The 20,698-nt window shown below is 70.7% G+C and carries 19 protein-coding genes; 6 read left to right on the top strand and 13 right to left on the bottom strand.

Annotated elements, in window-relative coordinates; genetic code table 11:
* Nucleotides 1–96: 96 nt before the first annotated feature.
* Nucleotides 97–1,299 carry an ATP-binding protein gene (locus KIK06_RS27565; protein WP_026127613.1) on the bottom strand — a complete coding sequence of 401 codons (1,203 nt, stop codon included), beginning with the start codon at nt 1,297–1,299 and terminating at the stop codon, nt 97–99.
* A 220-nt stretch (nt 1,300–1,519) separates the two neighbouring features.
* Between KIK06_RS27565 and KIK06_RS27560 the strand changes: the two genes are divergently transcribed.
* Together KIK06_RS27560 and KIK06_RS27555 are read left to right on the top strand one after the other, a co-directional pair.
* Nucleotides 1,520–2,890 carry a PspC domain-containing protein gene (locus KIK06_RS27560; protein WP_268645652.1) on the top strand — a complete coding sequence of 457 codons (1,371 nt, stop codon included), beginning with the start codon at nt 1,520–1,522 and terminating at the stop codon, nt 2,888–2,890.
* Complete coding sequence (locus KIK06_RS27555) at nt 2,877–3,101, top strand: hypothetical protein (protein ID WP_017598668.1); 225 nt, start codon at nt 2,877–2,879, stop codon at nt 3,099–3,101. Before KIK06_RS27560 ends, KIK06_RS27555 begins: the two co-directional genes overlap by 14 nt.
* Nucleotides 3,102–3,283: 182 nt before the next feature.
* On the opposite strand, the gene rsmA is transcribed toward KIK06_RS27555, so the two are convergent.
* Both rsmA and KIK06_RS27545 read right to left on the bottom strand, forming a co-directional pair.
* Nucleotides 3,284–4,180, bottom strand: a complete 897-nt coding sequence (gene rsmA, locus KIK06_RS27550; protein ID WP_026127612.1) for a 16S rRNA (adenine(1518)-N(6)/adenine(1519)-N(6))-dimethyltransferase RsmA — start codon at nt 4,178–4,180, stop codon at nt 3,284–3,286.
* A gap of 27 nt (nt 4,181–4,207) precedes the next feature.
* Entirely contained in the window at nt 4,208–5,371 is a 1,164-nt protein-coding gene (locus tag KIK06_RS27545; protein WP_268645651.1) for a resuscitation-promoting factor, read from the bottom strand.
* A 415-nt stretch (nt 5,372–5,786) separates the two neighbouring features.
* Here KIK06_RS27545 and KIK06_RS27540 point away from each other — a divergent pair, with 415 nt between their 5' ends.
* The 3 genes from KIK06_RS27540 (at nt 5,787) to KIK06_RS27530 (ending at nt 10,314) form a co-directional block, all read left to right on the top strand.
* Complete coding sequence (locus KIK06_RS27540; protein WP_268645650.1) at nt 5,787–6,881, top strand: CaiB/BaiF CoA transferase family protein; 1,095 nt, start codon at nt 5,787–5,789, stop codon at nt 6,879–6,881.
* 286 nt (nt 6,882–7,167) lie between these two features.
* Nucleotides 7,168–9,477 (top strand): hypothetical protein, encoded by a 2,310-nt coding sequence (locus KIK06_RS27535; RefSeq protein WP_268645649.1) that lies wholly within the window; start codon nt 7,168–7,170, stop codon nt 9,475–9,477.
* 486 nt (nt 9,478–9,963) lie between these two features.
* Nucleotides 9,964–10,314: an STAS domain-containing protein gene (locus tag KIK06_RS27530; protein ID WP_017598664.1), complete on the top strand. Its 351-nt coding sequence runs from the start codon at nt 9,964–9,966 to the stop codon at nt 10,312–10,314.
* A 115-nt stretch (nt 10,315–10,429) separates the two neighbouring features.
* On the opposite strand, the gene KIK06_RS27525 is transcribed toward KIK06_RS27530, so the two are convergent.
* Nucleotides 10,430–11,140 (bottom strand): M50 family metallopeptidase, encoded by a 711-nt coding sequence (locus KIK06_RS27525; RefSeq protein ID WP_026127610.1) that lies wholly within the window; start codon nt 11,138–11,140, stop codon nt 10,430–10,432.
* A 268-nt stretch (nt 11,141–11,408) separates the two neighbouring features.
* On the opposite strand from KIK06_RS27525, the gene KIK06_RS27520 reads away from it, so the two are divergent.
* On the top strand, nt 11,409–11,666 hold the full coding sequence (locus KIK06_RS27520; RefSeq protein ID WP_268645648.1) for a hypothetical protein: 258 nt from the start codon (nt 11,409–11,411) through the stop codon (nt 11,664–11,666).
* Between the two features lie 91 nt (nt 11,667–11,757).
* On the opposite strand, the gene KIK06_RS27515 is transcribed toward KIK06_RS27520, so the two are convergent.
* From KIK06_RS27515 to KIK06_RS27475, 9 genes are all read right to left on the bottom strand, one after another.
* Nucleotides 11,758–12,195 (bottom strand): SRPBCC family protein, encoded by a 438-nt coding sequence (locus KIK06_RS27515; protein WP_017598662.1) that lies wholly within the window; start codon nt 12,193–12,195, stop codon nt 11,758–11,760.
* 47 nt (nt 12,196–12,242) lie between these two features.
* Complete coding sequence (locus KIK06_RS27510; protein WP_268645647.1) at nt 12,243–13,256, bottom strand: NUDIX hydrolase; 1,014 nt, start codon at nt 13,254–13,256, stop codon at nt 12,243–12,245.
* A 5-nt stretch (nt 13,257–13,261) separates the two neighbouring features.
* The gene (locus tag KIK06_RS27505) at nt 13,262–15,334 is read right to left on the bottom strand and encodes an RNA degradosome polyphosphate kinase (RefSeq protein ID WP_017598659.1); all 2,073 of its coding nucleotides are present in this window, start codon (nt 15,332–15,334) and stop codon (nt 13,262–13,264) included.
* 238 nt (nt 15,335–15,572) lie between these two features.
* Entirely contained in the window at nt 15,573–16,508 is a 936-nt protein-coding gene (locus tag KIK06_RS27500; RefSeq protein WP_268645646.1) for a CPBP family intramembrane glutamic endopeptidase, read from the bottom strand.
* A gap of 170 nt (nt 16,509–16,678) precedes the next feature.
* On the bottom strand, nt 16,679–17,503 hold the full coding sequence (gene ehuA / locus KIK06_RS27495; protein WP_268645645.1) for an ectoine/hydroxyectoine ABC transporter ATP-binding protein EhuA: 825 nt from the start codon (nt 17,501–17,503) through the stop codon (nt 16,679–16,681).
* Nucleotides 17,490–18,128, bottom strand: a complete 639-nt coding sequence (ehuD, locus tag KIK06_RS27490) for an ectoine/hydroxyectoine ABC transporter permease subunit EhuD (RefSeq protein ID WP_268645644.1) — start codon at nt 18,126–18,128, stop codon at nt 17,490–17,492. The genes ehuA and ehuD overlap by 14 nt, the downstream gene beginning before the upstream one ends.
* Nucleotides 18,125–18,853 carry an ectoine/hydroxyectoine ABC transporter permease subunit EhuC gene (gene ehuC / locus KIK06_RS27485; protein WP_268645643.1) on the bottom strand — a complete coding sequence of 243 codons (729 nt, stop codon included), beginning with the start codon at nt 18,851–18,853 and terminating at the stop codon, nt 18,125–18,127. Before ehuC ends, ehuD begins: the two co-directional genes overlap by 4 nt.
* Nucleotides 18,854–18,860: 7 nt before the next feature.
* The gene (gene ehuB / locus KIK06_RS27480) at nt 18,861–19,700 is read right to left on the bottom strand and encodes an ectoine/hydroxyectoine ABC transporter substrate-binding protein EhuB (RefSeq protein WP_268646215.1); all 840 of its coding nucleotides are present in this window, start codon (nt 19,698–19,700) and stop codon (nt 18,861–18,863) included.
* 469 nt (nt 19,701–20,169) lie between these two features.
* Nucleotides 20,170–20,586, bottom strand: a complete 417-nt coding sequence (locus KIK06_RS27475) for an ectoine synthase (RefSeq protein WP_017598653.1) — start codon at nt 20,584–20,586, stop codon at nt 20,170–20,172.
* Nucleotides 20,587–20,698: the final 112 nt, after the last annotated feature.

Here is a 20,698-nt window from a genome sequence, read left to right as displayed (position 1 = left end):
TCAGTCGAAAGCACACCCAGGCTTACTCCTTCTTCGGCCTTGCGACAGCCGCACTGGATGCGCCGCTCGCGACGGGCAGCACCCACCACACACGCCCTAATACTGCGGAATTCTGGGCATCCGCAACTGCACCTCCGTGCCCTCGCCCGGGGCCGTGCGGATCCGCGCCGAACCGCCGTGACGCTCCATGCGGCCGATGATGGAGCCGCGCACCCCCATGCGGTCCTCGGGCACCTCGTCGAGGTCGAACCCGGCGCCGCGGTCGCGGACGAAGACGAGGACCTCCTCCTGGTCGACCTCCCCGAACACCGACAGGGTGTCGCAGCCGGCGTACTTGGAGGCGTTGACCATGGCCTCCCGGGCGGCGCGGAGCATCGCGCCCAGCGCGTCGTCGAGGGGGCAGTCGCCCACGCACACCACCTCGATCGGGACGCCGTGCTCCTCCTCGACCTCGGCGGCGACGCGTTCCAGCCCGGGTGAGACGGTGGTCTCGGCGTCGGCGGGGCGCTGGTAGAGCCAGCTGCGCAGGGCCCTCTCCTGAACGCGGGCCAGGCGTTGGACCTCGCGGGGGTCCTCGGCCCGGCGTTGGATGAGCGTCAGGGTGTGCAGGACGGAGTCGTGGATGTGCGCGGCGAGTTCGGCGCGTTCGGCGTTGCGGATGCGCTCGCGGCGTTCCTGGTCCCGGTCGCGGATCAGGCCGATGATCCACGGGGCGACGACCAGCGAGATACCGGCGAGCAGGGTGAAGGCGAAGGTGAGCCCGGCCCGGGCGTCCTGGAGTTGCTGTTGGAAGACGAGGAAGCCGATGACCCCGACGACGATGAGCAGGACGCCCGCGCCCGTGCGCATGAGCGCCTTGCTCCCGGCGTGGCGCACGGTCGTGGACATCCACTCGTCGCGCTGGGCGGGGTTGGCCTGCTGCCACAGGATGGTGGCGCCGAGCGCGCCGAAGACGACGAACCACAGGAGCGGGTCGAAGACGCCGCCGAAGACGAGGAAGAGGGTGCCCAGTCCGACGCCGAGGCCGATGTAGGCCAGGAGCTGGGACACGTCGCGGCCCTTGCGCAGCGCCCCGTCCCGGCCCTCCTCCTGGGTGTGCGCCTCCTCCTTGGGCACGAAGAAGAACAGGGCGGTGTAGACCGCGACGCCGATACCGCCGACGGACAGGGCGATGAAGGCGAGACGGACCACGACGGGGTCGACGCCCAGGTGCCGTGCCAGCCCGGCGGCGACTCCGCCGAGGAGCCGACCGTCCACCGCCCTGGTGAGCCGTGGCGTGTCGACCACCGTTCCTGCCACCGCCCGATCACCGCTTCCGTCCGTGTGCGGCGCGGGTGCGCGCGCCGCCTTCGTGTTTCCCGTGTGAACAGGATGCACGGTGGACGGACACGGGCACCATCGGGTGGCTCCCCCGGTCGGACCCGGGTGTCGGTCAGGGTGGGTTCAGGGTCGTCCCGGATTCCGCCGACCAGCGTGTTCGGGTGACGATGGGGGCATGAGGAGGGTGCGGTGATCGACGATGACTGACGGGCCGGCCGCGGAGGCGGCCACGCTCGGACCCGAGCAGGAGCTCCGCAAGGGCGAGGACCGCGTACTCGCGGGTGTGTGCACCGGGCTCGGCCGTTACACGGGCACCGACCCGATCGTGTGGCGCACCGCGTTCGCGTTGACGGCGTTCGCCGGGGCGACCGGCCTCCTCCTCTACGTCGGCGCCTGGATGCTCATGCGCGACGACCAGGGCGGACCGGCGACCTTCGAACAGATGCTGGACCGGAGCATCCCGTCGGGGACGGTGGTGAAGCTGCTGGCGGTCGGGTTGGCGGTGGCGACCGCGTTCAGCCTGGTCGGCGGGTTCGGGTGGTCGACCCTGGTCCTGGCCACCCCGCTGATCCTGGGGCTGCTGGCCGCGCGCAACCGGGGCGTGGACCTGCGGGCGAGCTTCACGGGGCTGCGTGACGAACTGCGTCGGCGGCAGCCGCCCCCGACCACACCCGCGCCAGCACCGGCGCCCGCCTACTACAACCCGGCGCAGCCCTGGGCCTCGGCTCCGCAGGGACCGGTGGACCTGGCCGTGGTCGCCGGGCGCACCGCGGGAGCGGGCGCCGATCCGCACGGTGCGGACGGGGGCGGGGGGTCGGCACCGCCCGGGCCCGAGCCCCGGGAACCCGAAGAGCGGTCCGCCGAGAAGAAGTGTCGGCGCGGTGGGGTGCCGCTGGCCTCTCTCGCACTGTGGACCATCGTCGGCCTCACGGTGGTCGTGTCGGTCGCGGTCCAGGGGTGGAACTCGTCACTGTGGAGCGGGGAGACCGCCACCCTGGTGTTCGGTCCGGAGACCGGGGTCTTCTTCCTGGCCGGGGCGTTGGCGGTCGTGGGGGTGTACGCCCTGGTCGGCACGTGGACGGGGCGGACCGGTGGTCTGATGGCCCTGGGCCTGGTCCTGGCGCTGGCGGCGGCCGCCTCGCTGTCGACCGACCTGACCCGGCTGCGCGCCGGCGAGTCGGACTGGCGGCCGGAGACGGTGGCCGAGGCCGAGTCGGGGGACTACCGGCTGACGGTGGGGAGGGCCACGCTCGACCTCACCGGCCTGGCGGACCTGGAGCCCGGCGACACGCTCGACCTGACCGTCCGGGTGAACGGGGTGACGACGCTGCTCCTGCCCGAGGACGCGCGCGTGGAGGTGGAATCCCACCTGGGGGTCGGCGTGGTGGACCTGGGGGACGGTAAGGAGGGCGAGGACCGGGTCGGGGTGTCCCTCGACCACCGGGAGGTCCTCCCGCCGGTCACGGCGGACGGAAGCGACGGGGACGGCGACGGCGCCGAAGCCCCGTCGATCAGCGTGGACACCGACGGACTGGTCGGGGTTGTGGAGGTACGGCATGGCGAGGCGTAGGACGGACTGGGGGTCGTTCGTCGCGGGCCTGCTGTTCCTGGGGCTGGCACTGGCGTTCGTCGTCCGGGGCACGGGCGACTGGGGGTTCAACGTGGTGTGGGTGCTGCCCGTGCTGGCGGCAGGGCTGGGTGTGGCCGGTGTGGCGCGTGCGCTCACGCGGTCGCGCCGCAACGGTGACCGCCACGACAGCCACGCCAAGCCCCAGGCCTGAGGGGCGCCGGGGCCGCCCCGCACTTCCGCGAAGCGGCATGCGGGCGGTGGTGGGTGACGAAGAGGGAAACACCACGCCGAAGGCGTCCGTTGAGGGTGCCCCGCACTCCCGCGAAGCGGCACACGGGCGGTGGTGGGTGACGGGTGGGTCGGAGCAGCACGAAGGCCCCAGGCGAATACGCCTCAGTCCCGCGGCCGGTGCTCCGCGATGGCCGCGAACTCCTCGATCCCGAGCGACTCGCCCCGCGCGGTCGGGTCGACCCCCGCGGCGCGCAGGGCCCCCTCGGCGGCCGGAGCCGAACCCGCCCACCCGGACAGGGCGGCGCGCAGGGTCTTGCGGCGCTGGGCGAAGGCGGCGTCGATCACCCGGAAGACCTCCTCACGGGTGGCCTCGGTGGCGGGGGGCGGCCGGCGGATCAGTTCGACCAGTCCGGAGTCGACGTTGGGCGCGGGCCAGAAGACGTTGCGCCCGACCGCACCCGCCCGCCTGGCCGCGGCGTACCAGGCGATCTTGGCGGAGGGGACGCCGTAGATCCGGCCGCCCGGTGTGGCGGTGATCCGGTCGGCGACCTCCGCCTGCACCATGACCAGTACCCGTTCGAGACTGGGGAGCAGCTCGAGCAGGTGGAGCAGCACCGGCACGGACACGTTGTAGGGCAGGTTGGCCACGAGGGCGGTGGGCGTGGGCCCGGGAACCTCCGCGATCCGCATGGCGTCGCCCGGGACGACGTTCAGCCGGTCGGCGAGGTCGGGAGCGTGGGAGGCGACGGTTCCGGGCAGCGCCTCGGCCAGAGCGGGGTCGATCTCGATCGCGGTGACCTGGCGCACGTGTGGCAACAGGGCCAGGGTGAGCGAGCCGAGGCCGGGTCCGACCTCGACGACCACGTCGTCGGCGGTGACCCCCGCGACCCTGACGATCCGGCGGACGGTGCCGTGGTCGATGACGAAGTTCTGGCCCAGGGTCTTGGTGGGCCGGATACCGAACCGTTCGGCGAGCGCGCGCACGTCAGCGGGCGTCAGCAGTCGGGACTGCTCGGACGGGTCGGTCGGGTCGGGTGCGGGTGTCTGTGTCACCCCCACATCTTGCCATTGCCCGGACACCGGAACTCAGTCGAACAGGCGTGCGCCGCAGTGCGGCCACTGGCTCCGCCAGTCCCCGTTGACGTTGGTGTACAGCTGCTGGGCGCGCTGGGTCTGTTCCGCCGCGCTGGCCTCCGAGGGCAGTCCGCTGCCGCCGACCGAGCTCCAACTGCTGGGGCTGAACTGGTAGAGGCCGTAGTAGCCCGCGGGGTTGACGGCCGTGGGATCGCCGCCCGACTCGCACTCGGCGAGCGCGGACCAGTTGAGCCCGGCCGCCGGTCCACCGCCGACCGGGGCCGTCTCCGACGGACGGGTACCGACGCGGACGAGACCGTCGACGGGTTCGGTGACGATCGTCTCGGACAGTTCGTGTTCGACTTCCTCCCCGTCGCGCAGCACGGTGGCGGTGGTGATCTCCCTGAGCCCGTCGACGGGTTCGGTGACCACCTCGCGCTCACCTTCGGGAAGCTCGGGGTCCTCCTCCTCGACGGTCTCCGCCTCGATGACGACCTCCTCCGTGACGGGTTCCCCGACGACCGGGAGGATCCGGATGACCATGTCGGGTTCGGCGGGCGCGTCGGGTGCGGGGGTGATGACGTCGTGTTCGCCCGGTGTGACTCCGGCGGCGTCGAGGACGTCGGCGACGGTGGCGCCGGCGGTGCGCGTCTCGGTCCGGACGGTGTCGTACATCACCACCATGCGCGGGGCCCGCTCGGCGCTCACGACGAGCCCGTCGTCGGGCAGGGGGGTGTCCCGGTGTTGGGAGAGCTCGACGGCCTCGGGGTCGAGGCCGATCTGCGGGAGGGCCTCCCCGAGGGTGGCGGCGTGGACGCTGTGGTCGAGTGCGTGGCCGTCGAGTTCGACGGTGAGGTCGCGGGGCGAGCGCAGGACGACGTGTTCTCCGTCGGCGACCGGCGCGTCGGGGTCGGGGGCGACGACGTCACCCTCGGTGAGGGTGATTCCGGCGGCGTCGAGGACGTCTTGGACGGTCCCGCCGAAGGTGTGGATCGTGCGCTCCTCACCGTTGGCGTCGAGGACGACGCTCCGGTCCACGGCGAGGGCGGTCCCCCCGACAGCGGCCGCGAGGAGTCCGGCGGCGGCCGCGGCCAGGAGGGGGAGGGTCGTGGCACGGCGGGCGCGGCGGCGCCCGCCCCGAGTACGGCGGGAGGAATTCCTCGGAACACGACTCATGGTGGATTCACCCTTTTCCTGAGGGAGGGAAAGGCCCGGACGGCCATCCGTCGCATCGCCCGAACCGGAAGGTCCACACAACGGATCATCCCCGCGACTCCTGGGGTTGGCGGGGGTTCACGCTGGCGGCGATGGATTTCGGACATAACGGAAATCGCGCGCATAATGCACGCCGCATCTCTTGTGACCAGCGGACACCGTCACATTAACACCCATCGAAGAATGCGTTGTGGCGCTCAACCGAAATTCACTCACGGACCCCTGGACCGGCGCGTGACCGGCCCGCCCGACCAGATTCCTCCGGCCCCGTGTGGCACCCGGGCGGCCGAGACTGCACAATGAACCGAACGTCGTTCTAGTCGAGCGGGCACCCCTCGCCCTCGCACAGTCCATCCCCAGGTTCAGGAGGCCACCCATGGGACCCCTCAACGGAATCCGTGTCGTCGAGTTCACCGGGATCGGCCCCGCCCCCATGGCCGGAATGCTCCTCGCGGACCTGGGCGCGAGCGTCATTCGCCTCGACCGGCCCGCCGCCGCCGAAGCGATGCGCTCCGGGGGGAACGGCCCGCACATGAGCGAGGGGCGCACCGTCCTGGGCGCCGACCTCAAGTCCGACGAGGGCCGCGGGCTCGCACTCGACCTCGTCGCGCGCGCCGACGTCCTCCTGGAGGGCTTCCGGCCCGGGGTCATGGAACGGCTCGGCCTCGGCCCCGACACGTGTCTGGAGCTCAACCCGCGCCTGGTCTACGCCCGGGTGACCGGGTGGGGACAGGACGGCCCCCTGGCGCACACGGCCGGACACGACATGAACTACGTCTCCGTCAACGGCGCGCTGCACTCCGTCGGCCGTGCGGGCGGCCCGCCGGTCCCCCCGATCAACCTGCTCGGGGACTTCGCGGGCGGCACGATGTTCGCGGTCACGGGCATCCTCAGCGCCCTGGTCGAGCGGCAGGGGTCGGGCCGCGGCCAGGTGGTGGACGCCGCGATGGTCGACGGCAGCTCACTGCTCATGTCGATGGTGCACGAGGACCGCGCCCGCGGTTCCTGGAGCGACGAACGCGGCACCAACTACCTCGACACCGGAGCTCCCTGGTACGACGTGTACGAGTGCGCCGACGGCCGCCACGTGTCGGTCGCGTGCATCGAGCCGCAGTTCTACGCGGCCTTCCTGGAGGGCACCGGCCTGACCGACGAGAACCTGCCCCACCAGTGGGACCGCCAGGGCTGGCCCCGGCTGCGCGAACGGTTCGCCGAGGTCCTGCGCGGCCGCACCCGCGACGAGTGGGCCGAGGTCTTCGAGGACACCGACGCGTGCGTGATGCCGGTCCTGTCGCTGGCGGAGGCCCCCGACCACCCGCACATGCGGGCCCGCGGAACGCTCGTCCGCGACGGCGACCGCGTGGTGTCCGGGCCCGCGCCCCGTTTCGGCCGCACCCCCGGCGGCGTCACCCGGGGGCGGGAACTGCCGGACACGGCCGAGACCCTCAAGCGGTGGGGCCTGGCGGACTGAGCAGTGCTTTTTTGGGTCCTCCGCTGCGCTTTGGCCCGGGTTCGGGCGCCCCGAAGGCAGGGATGCTTCCTCCTCCCCTTCGCCTGCCGCTCGTTCCTCGCTCGCGGCTCGCCTCGTCGTGCAGCGCCCCGCCGGCGCCCGAACGGCAACCCCCTGAGGTGACCGTTCCCCAACAGGCCCTGGCCCCGGGCGCGGGGCGGACACGACCCCACTCCCGGGTGCCGGGTCCCCCACCGCGACGCCGCCGGTCACTAGGGTGATCGACCGGACACGACGGGGGGCAGCCATGGCAGGGAAGCGAGGGGCCGCCCCGCTGGCGGCACGGGACCGGAGCGCCCGACCGGGGGCCCTCGCGCTCCTCGCGCTCCTCCTCGCCGCCACGGCGTCGACGCTGGTGTTCACGGGACCGGCCGCCTCCGCCGACACACGCACGGTGGACGGCGCTCCCGTGGTCCTGGTGGGGGTACCGGGCCTGCTGTGGCGGGACATCACCCCCGAGTCCACACCAACCCTCTGGGACCTGGCCGGGCGGACCTCGATCGCCAACGTGTCCATCCGGACGGCCACCTCGCGTACGTGCCCCACCGACGGATGGCTCTCCGTGTCGGCGGGACAGCGGGCGCTGTCCGTGCGCGAGCGCTTCACGGTGTGCGAACCCGCCCCCAAACCCCAGCTCGTGGGGGCGGGGGCCCGCGTCACCGGCTTCGACACGTACGTGCGCCAGAACGCGCGGTCGGTCTTCGCCGCGCCCGTGGGCCTCCTCGGCCAGACCGTGCGCGACGCGGGCGGGACGACCCTCGCGGTCGGGCCGGGGGCGGCGGTCGGCGCGGCCGACACCTCCGGGACGGTCGACCGCTACCTCCGCGACCCGCGGGGCCTGACACCCGGCCACCTCCGCGAGGCGTCGCTGACCGTGGTCGAGCTTCCGGAGCTGACCCGCCTCTACCCCGACCCGACACGTCCGAACCCGAGCCCCTCCCCCGACGACGACGGCGACGGCGACGGCGACGACCTCGGGGACAAGGGGGAGCGCACCGACCCCGACGACGTCCCGGAATGGGAGCGTGACGGGGCTCTGGCGGAGATCGACGCCCGGATGCGCACGCTCACGCGGCTCCTGCCCGAGGGCACGACCCTGATGGTGGTCGGCGTGTCCATGGACACCGGCCCCTCCGAGCTCACCGTCGCCATGTCGGGCCGTGTCACCGACGGGGGTGTGGTGGGTCGGGAGGGGTTCCTGGCCTCGGAGTCGACCCGGCGCGCCGGACTGGTGGCGCTCACCGACACCACGCCGAGTGTCATGGACACGCTCGGGGTGGCCCCCTCGGACCCGACCGGCGGCCGGGCCTGGCACACGACGGCGCGCCCGGCGACGACCGCGGCGGCGGTGGACGAGCTGGTGGATTTCAACACCGCGGCCACCATCGTGGGCACCGCTCTGCCCGGGTTCTACAGCGGCCTGGTGACCTTCCAGCTCCTCATCTACGCGGCGGCAGCCTTCGCCCTGCACCGGTACTCGAACCGCCAACCGGACAAGCGCTCCCTGGTGTTCTCCGTCACGCGGATCGTGGCACTGGCCGGGGCCGCCTTCCCGGTGGCCAGCTACCTCGCCAACCTGGTCCCCTGGTGGGCCTCCGGCGCCCCGTTCCTCGCCCTCCTCACCTGCGTGGTCGTCGCCGACGCACTGGTCGTGGCGGCCGCCGTGGCAGGGCCGTGGCGGCGGTCGGTCCTCGGTCCGATGACCGTGGTGGCGGGCGCGACCACGGCCGTGCTCTTCCTCGACCTGTGCTTCGGCGCCAACCTCCAGATGAACTCGCCGACGGGGTACTCGCCGATCGTCGCGGGCCGGTTCTACGGGATCGGGAACATCGCCTTCGCCACGTTCGCGACCGGGATGCTCATGGCGGTGGCGGGGGTCTCGCACGAACTCATCACGCGGGGGTGGCACCGCGCCGCCGTGACCACCACGCTCGTCATCGGGACGGCCACGGTGCTGATCGTCGGCTGGCCCGGCCTGGGCACCGACTTCGGCGGGGTGATCGCCCTGATCCCGGGACTGGCGGTGACGGCGATGATGATCGCGGGGGTGAGGATCACCCCACCGCGGCTGGCCGCCGTGGGGACGGTCGCCGTGGCGGCGATCACCGCCCTGGCCTGGTTGGACCTCCAGCGCCCCGCGAAGGCGCGCAGCCACGTCGGCGCGTTCGCCGCCCAGGTGCTGGACGGAGAGGCGGGGACGGTGCTGGGCCGCAAGCTGTCGGCCATGCTCGGCACCTTCGGCAACTGGCAGCTGACCCTGCTCGCGGCGTGCGCGCTGGTGTTCCTGTTCGCGGTGCTCAACCGACCGACCAACTGGCGGATCGGCGCGCTCCAGCGGGCCTACGAGTACGCTCCGACCCTCCGGGCGGGTCTGACCGGTTCGCTGGTGACCGCCCTGGTGGGGTTCGCGGTCAACGACTCGGGGGTGGCGATTCCGGCGATCGCGCTGACGGTGGCGGTCCCGCTGACCCTGTCGGCGTGCGTGTGGGCGCTGCAGCAGGAGGATCTGACACCGCCGGAGTCCGCGGAACCCGCCGGAACCGCCCAAGGGACGTGACACGCGCCCCTGGCGGCACGCGGACACCAAACCACACGAGCACGACCTTGCGTCGCTCACGTCACGAATCGGCTACGGGCCTGTGGTAAAATCCGAGGCTGGGCGGCCCTCGTGGGAACGATCATCGATGTGGCCGACCGGTCTCACCGACCAGCCCGCTCCATCGCACGGGAGACGAGGAATTCCACGGCGGCGGCCGCCACGACGCGGAGCCCGCCCCCATCCCGACTGCGGGACTCGGTATCCACGGAACTTTCGTGCCGTCCTCGCGCGTTCGAGGTACTGACGCGCTTTCCCGAGCAGGCCATGCGAGAAAGGCGTCTCATCCCCGGCCCCAGCACGGGGTACCAGGCAAGGAACTTGATGAACCAGCAGCTTCGCTACCGCCGTAAGGCAACGGACACACCGGGTGGCACCCGCATCCGGGGTGGCGCGCGGCCCGCCTCGCCCACCCGTCTGGCACGGCCCGAGTTCGCCGGAGTGGCAATGCCCGACCTGACCATCGTCTCCACCCTGAACGAGGCGGGACGCGTCCTGTCGTTGGACGGGGAGATCGACATGGCCACCGAGCACCGCTTCCAGGACGCGGTGATCGAGGCGCTGACCACACAGCCGTCCGGGCGCGTCGTCCTGGACTGCTCGGACCTGCGGTTCATCGACTCCAGCGGGCTGCGCGTGCTCATCCGCGCGCACAAGGCCGCCCTGGAGCAGCGGGCGCTGCTGGCTATCGCCGCCCCGGTCGACCGGGTGATGCAGACCCTGCGGGTGACCGCTCTGGACACCCGGATCCCGGTCTTCGCCTCGGTCGCCGAGGCGCTCTCCGCCCCGCGCGCCTGAGCTGTGCTCGTCGTGGGCCCTGACCTCGCCTCGGCCCACCGTCACCACCCTCAACGGACGCCCACGGCGCGGTCCCGATCCTCTGGCGCCCTGGCTGCGCCCCGTCGGACCGCACCTAGCTGAGCAGGAGCAGCCACCCGCCCAGGGCGGTCACCGCGATGTTGACCAGGGCGAAGACCACCACCCACAGGGTTCCCGGCACACCCGTGAGACGGGCCAGCTGGTCGGCGTCGGAGTGGGGGGAGGGCTGACGCATCCGCTGGACCTGGAGTTCGAACACCGGGCGGACCCCCGCGAAGAGCAGGAACCAGATGAACAGGTAGGCGAAGGCCGCCTGGACCTCCGGCGGGGTGAACCAGCTGACGCCGAACACGACGGCACCGGTACCCACGATCGACACCACGCCGTAGACGTTCCGGATCATCAGCAGCATCGCGGCGAGCACGAGGATGCTCAGCCACAGCAGAGCCGTGATCCGGTCGGACATGAGCATGAGGATGCCCAGGAGTCCGACCATGGACGGCGACACGTAGCCCGCGAAGACCGTGAGGATCATGCCGACGCCGGTCGGCCTGCCCCGGGAGACGGTCACGCCGGAGGTGTCGGAGTGCAGGCGGATCCCCGTGAGCTGGCGTCCGCTGAGCAGCGCCACCAGGGCGTGGCCGCCCTCGTGCGCGATGGTGACGACGTTGCGGGCCACCCTCCACGGCGGCCCGAGCAGGACGGCGGCCAGCGCCAGGACCGCCGCGGCGATGATGATCCACTGGTCGGGGGCGGGCTGGACGGACAGCACCTCACGCCAGACGTCACCGAAGGTTGTTCCCACCACTGCTCCCGACTCGTCGACACTCCGTCACGGGCCCGTGCGAAACACCTTCGACGCGAAGTCTCCTCCGTGAGGCGGCCGAACCGGGGGACGCGGGCCCTCGCCGAACTTTAGGACATTTGCGTCCGTGGCGTACGTGCCGTGGGGGAGGTCCTCGTTCAGAGGCCAATCAGCGCCAAGTGCGTCGAAGTGCTGGCCAAACGGAGAGCGCCACCCTAAAGTCACCACTGGTAGTAGTTACCTGCATACCCAAAGTGAGGATTCGCACGTGAAACGTACTGCTGCGCTCGCGATCGTGACCCTGGCGGCCGGTGCCGCCGTCGGCCTGGCCGCCGCTCCCGCCGCCGCTGACGGCTACTGGGACCACCACCGCGGCGGCTCGACCATGATGGACCGCGACAAGGACTGGGACGGCTACCACGACCACGGTCACCACGACTGGCGCGGCCACGGCAAGGACAAGGACTGGGACGGCTACCACGACCACGGTCACCACGACTGGCGCGACAGCTACCCCTGGCGCTAGACGCCGGGCACGGTCCGCAGCGAAGGACCGAAGCGCACCCGATTTCGCGCCCCCGCCGCACCGGAACCGCGGCGGGGGCGTCCGCGTCGGTTCAGCCCCGCTCGGCCGCCTCCCTGAGTCGCACCAGGGTCCGCTCGATGCCCCGCGCGTTCCTCGCGGGGGCTCCGAGCAGAATGTAGAACGCCGAGGGGCCGCTGGTGTAGTCGAAGGTCTCGGTGACCCTCGTCACGCCTTCGGAGACCTCCTCCAGCTCGTACCGCCAGCGGTGCGGACCGACGTGCCGCCAGGCGATCAGCCGGCCCTCCTCGAACTCCACCACCCGGTTGGACATCCGGTACGGCAGTCCGAACATCCGCATGGTCATCCCGAACCGGGAACCGGGCGACAGCCGTTCCGGACCGGACCGGACACCGCGCACGGTGTCCGACCCGTCGAACTCCGAGTGCCGTGCCGGCGAGGCGATGATGTCGAAGACGCGCTTGGCGGGAGCCTTGACGGTGATGCTCCGCGAGATCCTGTGAGTGGCCATGGTCCGATGATGTCACCGCCCGACCCGCGTCCCGGACCGACCCCGGATCACCCCCGGATGCCGTGCCGCTCAACCCCGGCCAGCGCACCGCCCGCGGCGACGTGCACCACCCAGAACGAGCCCTTGCGCAGACCCAACTGCTGCGAGACCGGCGCGTCCAACCGGGTCAGCGCCTCCCGCATCAGATGGGGGATCAGCTCGCCGTGCGTGCACACCACCGTCGGACGCCCCTCTGACAGGACTCCCTCGAACGCCTCCCGCGCGGCCTCGACGTCGAACTCCGCTGACTCGCCCCTGCCCGTCCCACGCACGGTGAAGGCTCGCTCGGTACGCATCGGCACGTCGGCCTCGACGCTGTAGGGCAGCAAGGACTCGGTGCACCGGGCCGCCCCCGACGACACCACGCGCGGCCGACCGTAGGCGCCCAGCACGCGCGGCAGGGCCAACGCGTCGGCGCGGCCGGTCTCGTCGAGGGGTCGCAACAGGTCGTTGTCGCGCCACGCCCGCTTCTCCCCCGCCGACAGGTGGCGCAGCAGGACGACCGGGAAGGTCTCGGCGGGCCCGGCGCGGAAGTTGTCGAGGACCTGGACGTCGTGGTCGTAGGTGAGGCGGACCAGGGCGTCCTCCAGGGGCACCCACTCGACGGCGTCGACCTCCTCGTTGGGCTTGTAGTCGATCGCGCCGTCGGATTCGGCGGGCGTGGCCGCCCACCACTCGACCTGCTTGGGCCACCCGTCCTTGAGGTAGCGCTGCGGCGGGAGCCGGCGGCCGAGCACCGGCGTGAGCCCGGTCTCCTCCCACACCTCGCGCACCGCGCCCGTGATGAGGTGCTCGCCGTTCTTCAGCTTGCCCTTGGGCAGGGTCCAGTCGTCGCGGTCGGGCCGCCTGATCAGCACCACCTCGGGCCCGCCCCCGGGACCGGTGCGCCACAGGACGGTGCCGCCCGCGCGAATGGGCTCCAGGTAGCCGCCGACCGCCGTGTCGCGCGGCGGGAACGCGCTGGTGACACGGGGTTCGCCGAGGACGGCCTCGGCGCGCTTGGTCTCGTCCGTGGTATCCATGTCCATCAGTTTTCCACCACCCTGAGGTGCCGGTCCCCACGCAGGATGTCCTGGAGGTCCAGGAGTGGGTGACCGTCCTCGTCGTGGGTGGCCCGATCCCACGTCCCGTCGGGTCGCAGACGCCAGGACGAGGTCCCGTCCGACATGGCCAGTTCCATGAGGCCGACGAGGCGGCGGCACTGCTCCGGGTCGGAGACGCGCACCAGGGCCTCCACCCGCCGGTCGAGGTTGCGGGGCATGAGGTCGGCGCTGCCGATCCACACCTGGGGGCGCCAGCCGTTGGCGAAGACGAAGACGCGGGAGTGTTCGAGGAAGCGGCCGAGGATGCTGCGGACCCGGATGTTCTCGGACAGCCCGGGGACGCCCGCGCGCAGGACACAACTCCCGCGCACCCACAGGTCGACGCTGACACCGGCCTGGGAGGCGCGGTAGAGGGCGTCGACGATCTCGCGGTCGACCAGGGAGTTGACCTTGATCCGGATGTGGGCGGGCTCGCCCCTGTGGCAGTTGTCGATCTCTCCCGCGATCTGGTCGAGAAGCCCCTCCCGCAGCGCGGCGGGAGCCACGAGCAGGCGCCGGTAGTGCTTCTTGCGCGAGAAGCCCGTGAGGCTGTTGAACAGGTCGCTGACGTCCTCGCCGACCTCCGCGGAGGCGCTGAACAGGCCCAGGTCCTCGTAGACGCGGGCGGTCGCGGGGTTGTAGTTGCCGGTTCCGACGTGGCAGTACCGGCGCAGCAGGCCGTCGTCGTCCTGGCGGATGACCATGGACAGCTTGCAGTGGGTCTTGAGCCCGACGACGCCGTAGACGACGTGGCAGCCCGCGTCCTCGAGCTTGCGGGCCCAGTGGATGTTGTTCTGCTCGTCGAAACGGGCCTTGACCTCGACCAGGACCACGACCTCCTTGCCCGCGCGGGCCGCCTCGATGAGCGCCTCGACGATCGGGGAGTCGCCGCTGGTGCGGTACAGGGTCTGCTTGATCGCCACGACCTTGGGGTCGGAGGCGGCCAGGGCCAGGAACCTCTCGGTGGTGGTGGCGAAGGACTCGTAGGGGTGGTGGACGAGGATCTCGCGGTCGCGGATCGCGGCGAACAGGTCACCGGAGTTCAGGGCGCGTGGCTCGACGGGGACCATGGGCGGGAAGCACAGCTCGGGCCGGTCGACGTCGGCGATCTGGGAGAGTCCGGCCAGGTTCAGCGGTCCGGGGACCCGGTAGATCTCCTCCTCCTCCGCGCCGAGGTGCCGGGTCAGGATGCCGAGCACCTCGTCGCTGATGGACTGCTCCACCTCCAGGCGCACCAGCGGGCCGAAGCGGCGGCGCAGGAGTTCCTGTTCGAGGGACTGGACGAGGTTGTCGGTCTCGTCCTCGTCGACCTCCAGGTCGGCGTTGCGGGTGACGCGGAAGGCGTGGTGTTCGACGACCTCCATGCCCTCGAACAGCTGTGGCAGGTGGGCGGCGATGACGTCCTCGACGGGGACGAAGCGGCCACCGGCGCCGGCGGTGAGCTCGATGAACCGGGGCAGGGAGCCGGGCACCTTGACGCGGGCGAACATGCCGCGCTCGTCGCGCGGGTCGCGGACGGTGACGGCGAGGTTGAGCGACCGCCCGGAGACGTAGGGGAAGGGGTGGGCGGAGTCGACCGCGAAGGGGGTGACGAGGGGGTAGATGGAGCGGCGGAAGTAGCCGTGCAGGTACTCGTGTTCGGCGTCGTCGAGCTCGTTCCAGCGAACGATGCGGATGCCGACCTCGTGCAGGGCGGGGGCGACGCTGTCCTCGTAGCAGGTGGCCTGGCGGAGCATGAGTTCGCGGGTGAACTCCGAGACGCGTTCGAGGATGGCGCGGGGGTGGTGACCGGAGGAGGTCACGGAGACCCCGGTGGCGATACGACGCTTGAGCCCGGCCACCCGGACCATGAAGAACTCGTCCAGGTTGCTGGAGAAGATGGCGAGGAACCGCGCGCGTTCGAGCAGGGGGATGTCCTCGTCCTCGGCGAGTTCGAGGACGCGTTGGTTGAACCGGAGCCAGCCCTCCTCCCGGTCCATGAACCTGTCCGGCGGCAGGTCGGCGATCGTGGGATCCACTGGTGTTGGCGCTGATTCCGTGCTCACAGGTGGCAGACTCCCCCCTGTTCATGACTGGACGGTGACTTCCCCGTGAGGGGAATATGACCGCCGTGCGACTGCTATGGAGCTTCTGTACCCATCAGGACACCTTCATCCGAACTCCGGACGCAGAGTTTGCGTGGTCTTCACACGGAGGGTCCGGCGGCGCACCCGCGGTGAACACGGTGCGTCGCGGGGTTCCCGGGTTTCGTGGGAGTCAGTGTAGGAGGGCGTCGAGTCCCGGGGGCAGGATGATGACGAACAGCGCGATACGCAGGATCACGGTGATCCAGACGTTGCGGAAGCACGTCCACAGGTAGCCGTAGAGGACGCCGCTCACACCGTAGGTGAGCAGGGACAGGCCGAGGTCGGTCACCACGTCCTGGCCGCGGATCTGCGCCACCGCGTCGTGGGGCTGCGTGATCGCGTAGGCCAGGGCGAAGACGGTCGAGGTGGCCGCGATCCCGGCCCAACGGCCCAGGATGAACTCCAGCCGGGTCTGCACCATCGCCCGGAAGAAGATCTCCTCGCACAGGGAGACCAGGGCGAAGGCCAGGAAGAAGCCGACGACGGCCAGGGACAGCGGGGGCAGGCCGAAGGCGGGGACGAGGCGGTAGGAGATGAGCCCCACGGCGAGGGCCACGGAGACCAGGCCGAGCCACCGCCAGGGCTCGCGGACGGCCATCGAGAGCGCGGGCATCGCGGTGCCCTTGCCGTCGATGGTGACGCCGGAGCGGTCCATGACGAGCATGGGCAGGGTGAACAGGAACAGCAGCCGGGACACGAGGGAGACGGACATCCGCAGGTCCATGCCGAGCTCCTCCCCGTACAGGGAGGAGACCCACGAGAGCACGAACATGGCCAGGACGAACCCGCAGAGGAACACCATGAGCCAGCCGAACTCACGGTGGATCGGATGTCCGTCGAGGGCGGCGGCGACCCGCCGGTCGAGTTGGTCGCGATCCCCGAACCAGCGGACGAGCGCCCAGGTGAGGACGCCCGCGATCAGCATGGGGCCCCAGACCGCCACGTAGACGGGACGGGACTCGCTCATGACGTCGGCGAGCAGTTCGGGGCGGGCGAGCATCGCCACGACGAGCAGAGCGAAGAACACGCCCCACGAGATGAGCCCCCAACTTCGCACCTTGGTCACAAGAGTCCCCCCAGCATCAGAGCACCCATTCTGCCCAAGGGGAAACTAAAAGTGATCTAATGACTACGGTATGTCGTCAGTGTGGTCGGGTGCACACACGTCGGCCCGGGGCGCGTCGCGCCCCGGGCCGGTGGACCTCCTGCCAGGTTCGACGAGAACCGGCGGGGACCTCAGAACCCGTTGTCGAGCACCGAGCGCAGGAAGGACTTGGTCCGGTCCTCACGCGGGTCCTCGAAGATCTGCTCCGGCGGCCCCTCCTCGGCGATCCGACCCTTGTCGAACATCAGGACGCGGTGCGACACGTCGCGCGCGAACGCCATCTCGTGGGTCACGCACAGCATCGTGATGTCCGTGGTCTCGGCCACCTGGCGGAGCACGTCCAGGACCCCCGCCACCAGTTCCGGGTCGAGGGCGGAGGTGACCTCGTCCAGCAGGAGAATGTCGGGGCGCATCGCCAGCGCGCGGGCGATGGCCACGCGCTGCTGCTGGCCGCCGGACAGCTGCGTCGGGTGGGCGTCGATCTTGTCGCCGAGGCCGACCAGGTCCAGCAGCTCCTCCGCCCGCTCGTTCGCCTCGCCCTTGGACAGGCCGAGGACGTGCACGGGCGCCTCGATGACGTTCTTGCGCACCGTCATGTTGGGGAACAGGTTGAACTGCTGGAACACCATGCCGATGCTCCTGCGCCTGCGCCGCAGGTAGCTCTCGCTGGCGGGGACCAGGTGGTCGCCACGCCGCATGTGGCTGAACGGCTCCCCCGCCACGTCGATCCGGCCCTCGGTGACCTTCTCCAGGGTCATGAGGAGGCGCAGGATGGTCGTCTTGCCCGAACCGCTGGGGCCGATGAGGGTGACCCGCTCGCCGGGCTCGACCGAGAAGTCGAGGTGGTCGAGGACGGTCAGGTCCCCGAACCGCTTGACCACCTGGTCGAAGACGATCTGCGGCTGTCCAGCGCCCCCTTGGGGTGTTTCTGCGGACGGGGTCTCAGACGGCGGCATAGCGTCGCTCCAGTCGTCGAATCAGGATCGCGGAGGGGATGCTCACGGCGAGGAAGAGGAATCCGACCAGGGTGTAGGCCTCCACGACCCGGTAGGTCACGCTGCCGATCCTCTGGGCCTCCGTGAGCAGCTCGGCCACACCGATCGCGAAGAGCAGCGGCGTGTCCTTGAACATCGCGATCAGGTAGTTGCCCAAAGCGGGGATGACCTTGCGGATGGCCTGCGGCAGCACGATCGCTCCCCAGGTCCGGCTCGCGGGCAGGCTCAGCGCGCGGGCCGCCTCCCACTGGCCCTTGGCCACCCCCTCGATACCCGAGCGGTACACCTCGGCGGTGTAGGCGGAGTAGTGCACGCCCAGCACCACGATGCCGACGGTCATCCCGGAGACGGTGGAGGGGGCCAGGAAGAAGACGAAGACCAGTTGGACCACGAGCGGGGTCGTCCGGATGAACTCCATGACCCCGTGCACGACCGCACCGACCCCCCGGGCCCGCCGGACGATGGCGATCAGCAGGCCGAGGGAGAGCGCGATGAGGTAGCCCAGGACCGTGATCTGGACGGTGACCCACAGCCCGGACAGCAGGTCGGGCATGGCGTCGATGGTGAACTCGAAATCCCAGATCACAGGCGTGCACCTCCGGAACCGGAGACGACCGGGTGCTTCAGCAGGGCGCTCAGGCCGGTGCCGCCCGGGGTCGTCCGGCCCAGCTTGCGGTTGGCCCGGCGTTCGAGGAGACGCATGCCGGTGATCAGCGCCTGCGCGATCAGGAAGTAGAACACGAGGGCGCCGGAGAAGGCCACGATCGTCTCACCGGTGGCCTGGCGCATCTGCTGCGCGACGGCGGTCAGGTCGATGACGCCGATGAGGTAGGCGACGGCGGTCGCCTTCATCAGCTCGATGACCAGGTTGCCGAACGTGGGCAGCATCTGTGCCCAGGCCTGCGGCAGGACGACCAGCCGCATGCGCTGGAACCAGGACAGGTTCAGCGCGACCGTGGCCTCCACCTGTGTCTTGGGCACGGCGTTGATCGCCGCGCGGACCACCTCGGCGCCGTAGGCACCGACGTTGAGTCCCACGGCGAGGATCGCGGCGAACCGGTTCTCCAGCTGGAAACCGGTGAGCTGTGGCAGGGCGAAGGCCATCCAGAACATCAGCACGAGGGCGGCGATGCCCCGGAACACCTCGACGTAGACCGTGGCCACGGCCCTGGGCAGCCAGTGGTTGATGGTGCCCAGGATGCCGAAGGCCATGGCCAGGACGAAGGCCAGGGCACTGCCGCCGAGGGTGAGCTGGATCGTGACCCACGCGCCGTCGAGATAGAGCGGAAGCCGCTCGATCAGGAACTGCACGGCAGGATCAGCCCTCGCAGAGTTGAGCGGTCGTGGTGTCGTCGGGCAGGTCGGCCTCGGTGAAGCCCCACTCCTCGCCCAGCTCCAGGAGGCGGTTGCTCTCCTTGAACTCGCCGATCACGCGGTTGACCTCCTCCAGGAGTTCGGTGTCCTCCTGACGCATGGCCAGACCGCCCCAGCCGCGCTGCTCCTTGCCGTCGATCTCGGGGAAGAAGGCCTCGGTAACCTCGAAGGGGCCGCCGCGGTCGATCAGCAGGTACTCGTGGGACACGCTCAGCATGGAGACCGCGTCGACCCGGCCGGACTCCAGCCGCTCGTAGCCGGTGGTCTGGTCCGGGATGAGCACCAGCTGGTCCTCGGGGATCCCGAACTCCTCCGCGTAGGTCTGCTCGACGGACCCGTTGAGGACCGCCAGCTTCAGGTCGGGGTTGTCCACGAACGAGGTGAAGTGCGAGATGTCCTCGGGGTTGCCCTCCTTCACGAGGAAGGCCTCCGGCGAGGTCGCGGTCGGCTCGCTGAAGGCCACCTGCTCGCAGCGCTCCGGGGTGATGAACATGCCCGCGGCGATGACGTCGAAGCGGTTGGCCTGCAAACCGGGGATCAGGCCGTCCCACGCGACCGGGGATGCCTGGACCTCGGGCACGCCCAGCTCCTCGAAGACCGCGGCGGCCACGGCCGGGGACTGCCCGGCGGGCTCACCGGCGTCGTTGATGAAGCCGAAGGGGATCTCGTTGGCCAGACCGATCCGGACGAAGCCCTGCTCCCGCAGCTGCTCCAGGGTCGAGGGGCCTCCTTCCGGGCCTCCGCCTCCGTCCTCGACACGGCTGCAGGCGGCGAGTCCGGCCACGGCGAGTCCGACGCCACCCAGGCGGAATGCGTCCCGGCGACCCAGGGCTCCTCGGGTGACCGCTGATACCTGCTTCTTCACGACTGCTCCTCGTGTAACTGAGTGCGGCGCCGCGCCCGAGGGGACGACGGCACCGCGCGTTCGGATGGGGACGCCTGTGCGGGCTGGTGTCCGCGGCCGAGTCACTCCGCGGGGTCCGGCCGCCGACCGGGACACGGACCGACGGCGCAGGTACGGATCTCTCCCTCCCCTGGCCCGCCCAGCCGTAACGAGGCAGGTTTAGTCCGTTATGCACTGGTTATGAGCAATCAGCCGTGTGATGAACAGCCCGAAGAGGCGTGCATGCTGGGTCACCTGTGACTTGTGACCCTGGGTGTGATACCCGGTCACCCTGGGAACCCGGTGCCGTACACGACTGTGGGCGGGGTCCGATCACCACGGACCCCGCCCACTCGTTCACACTCGGTCGTCAGGAGACCGGGGTGCTCTCCGACTCCGGCTCCTCGATGATGAGCGGGTACACGCCGTTCTCATCGTGCACCTCGCGCCCGGTCACCGGCGGGTTGAACACGCACAACACACGGAAGTCTTCCTTGATGCGGAGCGTGTGCTTCTCGTGACCGTCGAGCAGGTAGAGGGTGCCGGGGGTGATGGTGTGCTTCTCCCCGGTCTCCTCGTTGGTGAGCTCGGCCTCGCCCTCGATGCAGTGCACGAGCTCGACGTGGTTGGCGTACCACATCGTGGTCTCGGTGCCCGCGTACAGGACGGTCTCGTGGAAGGAGAAGCCGACGCCCTCCTTCGCGAGGATCATCCGGCGGCTACGCCAGTTGCCGTGCTTGACGTCACGGTCGGTGTCGTTGACGTCGTCCACGCTGCGAATGATCACTGAACTCTCCTTAACGCGCTCTCGCGCCGTCGCTTTTGGTCCATTGAACACGGTCAGGGGCCGATCGGCTTCCCGAATCGGGTAGGCCGATCGGCCCCGTGACCGTTCGCCC

This window comes from Nocardiopsis sp. EMB25 (assembly GCF_026797795.1).
Lineage (GTDB): Bacteria > Actinomycetota > Actinomycetes > Streptosporangiales > Streptosporangiaceae > Nocardiopsis > Nocardiopsis lucentensis.
Note: the sequence above shows the minus strand (reverse complement) of the source record. Positions and strands in the feature narration are given on the sequence as shown.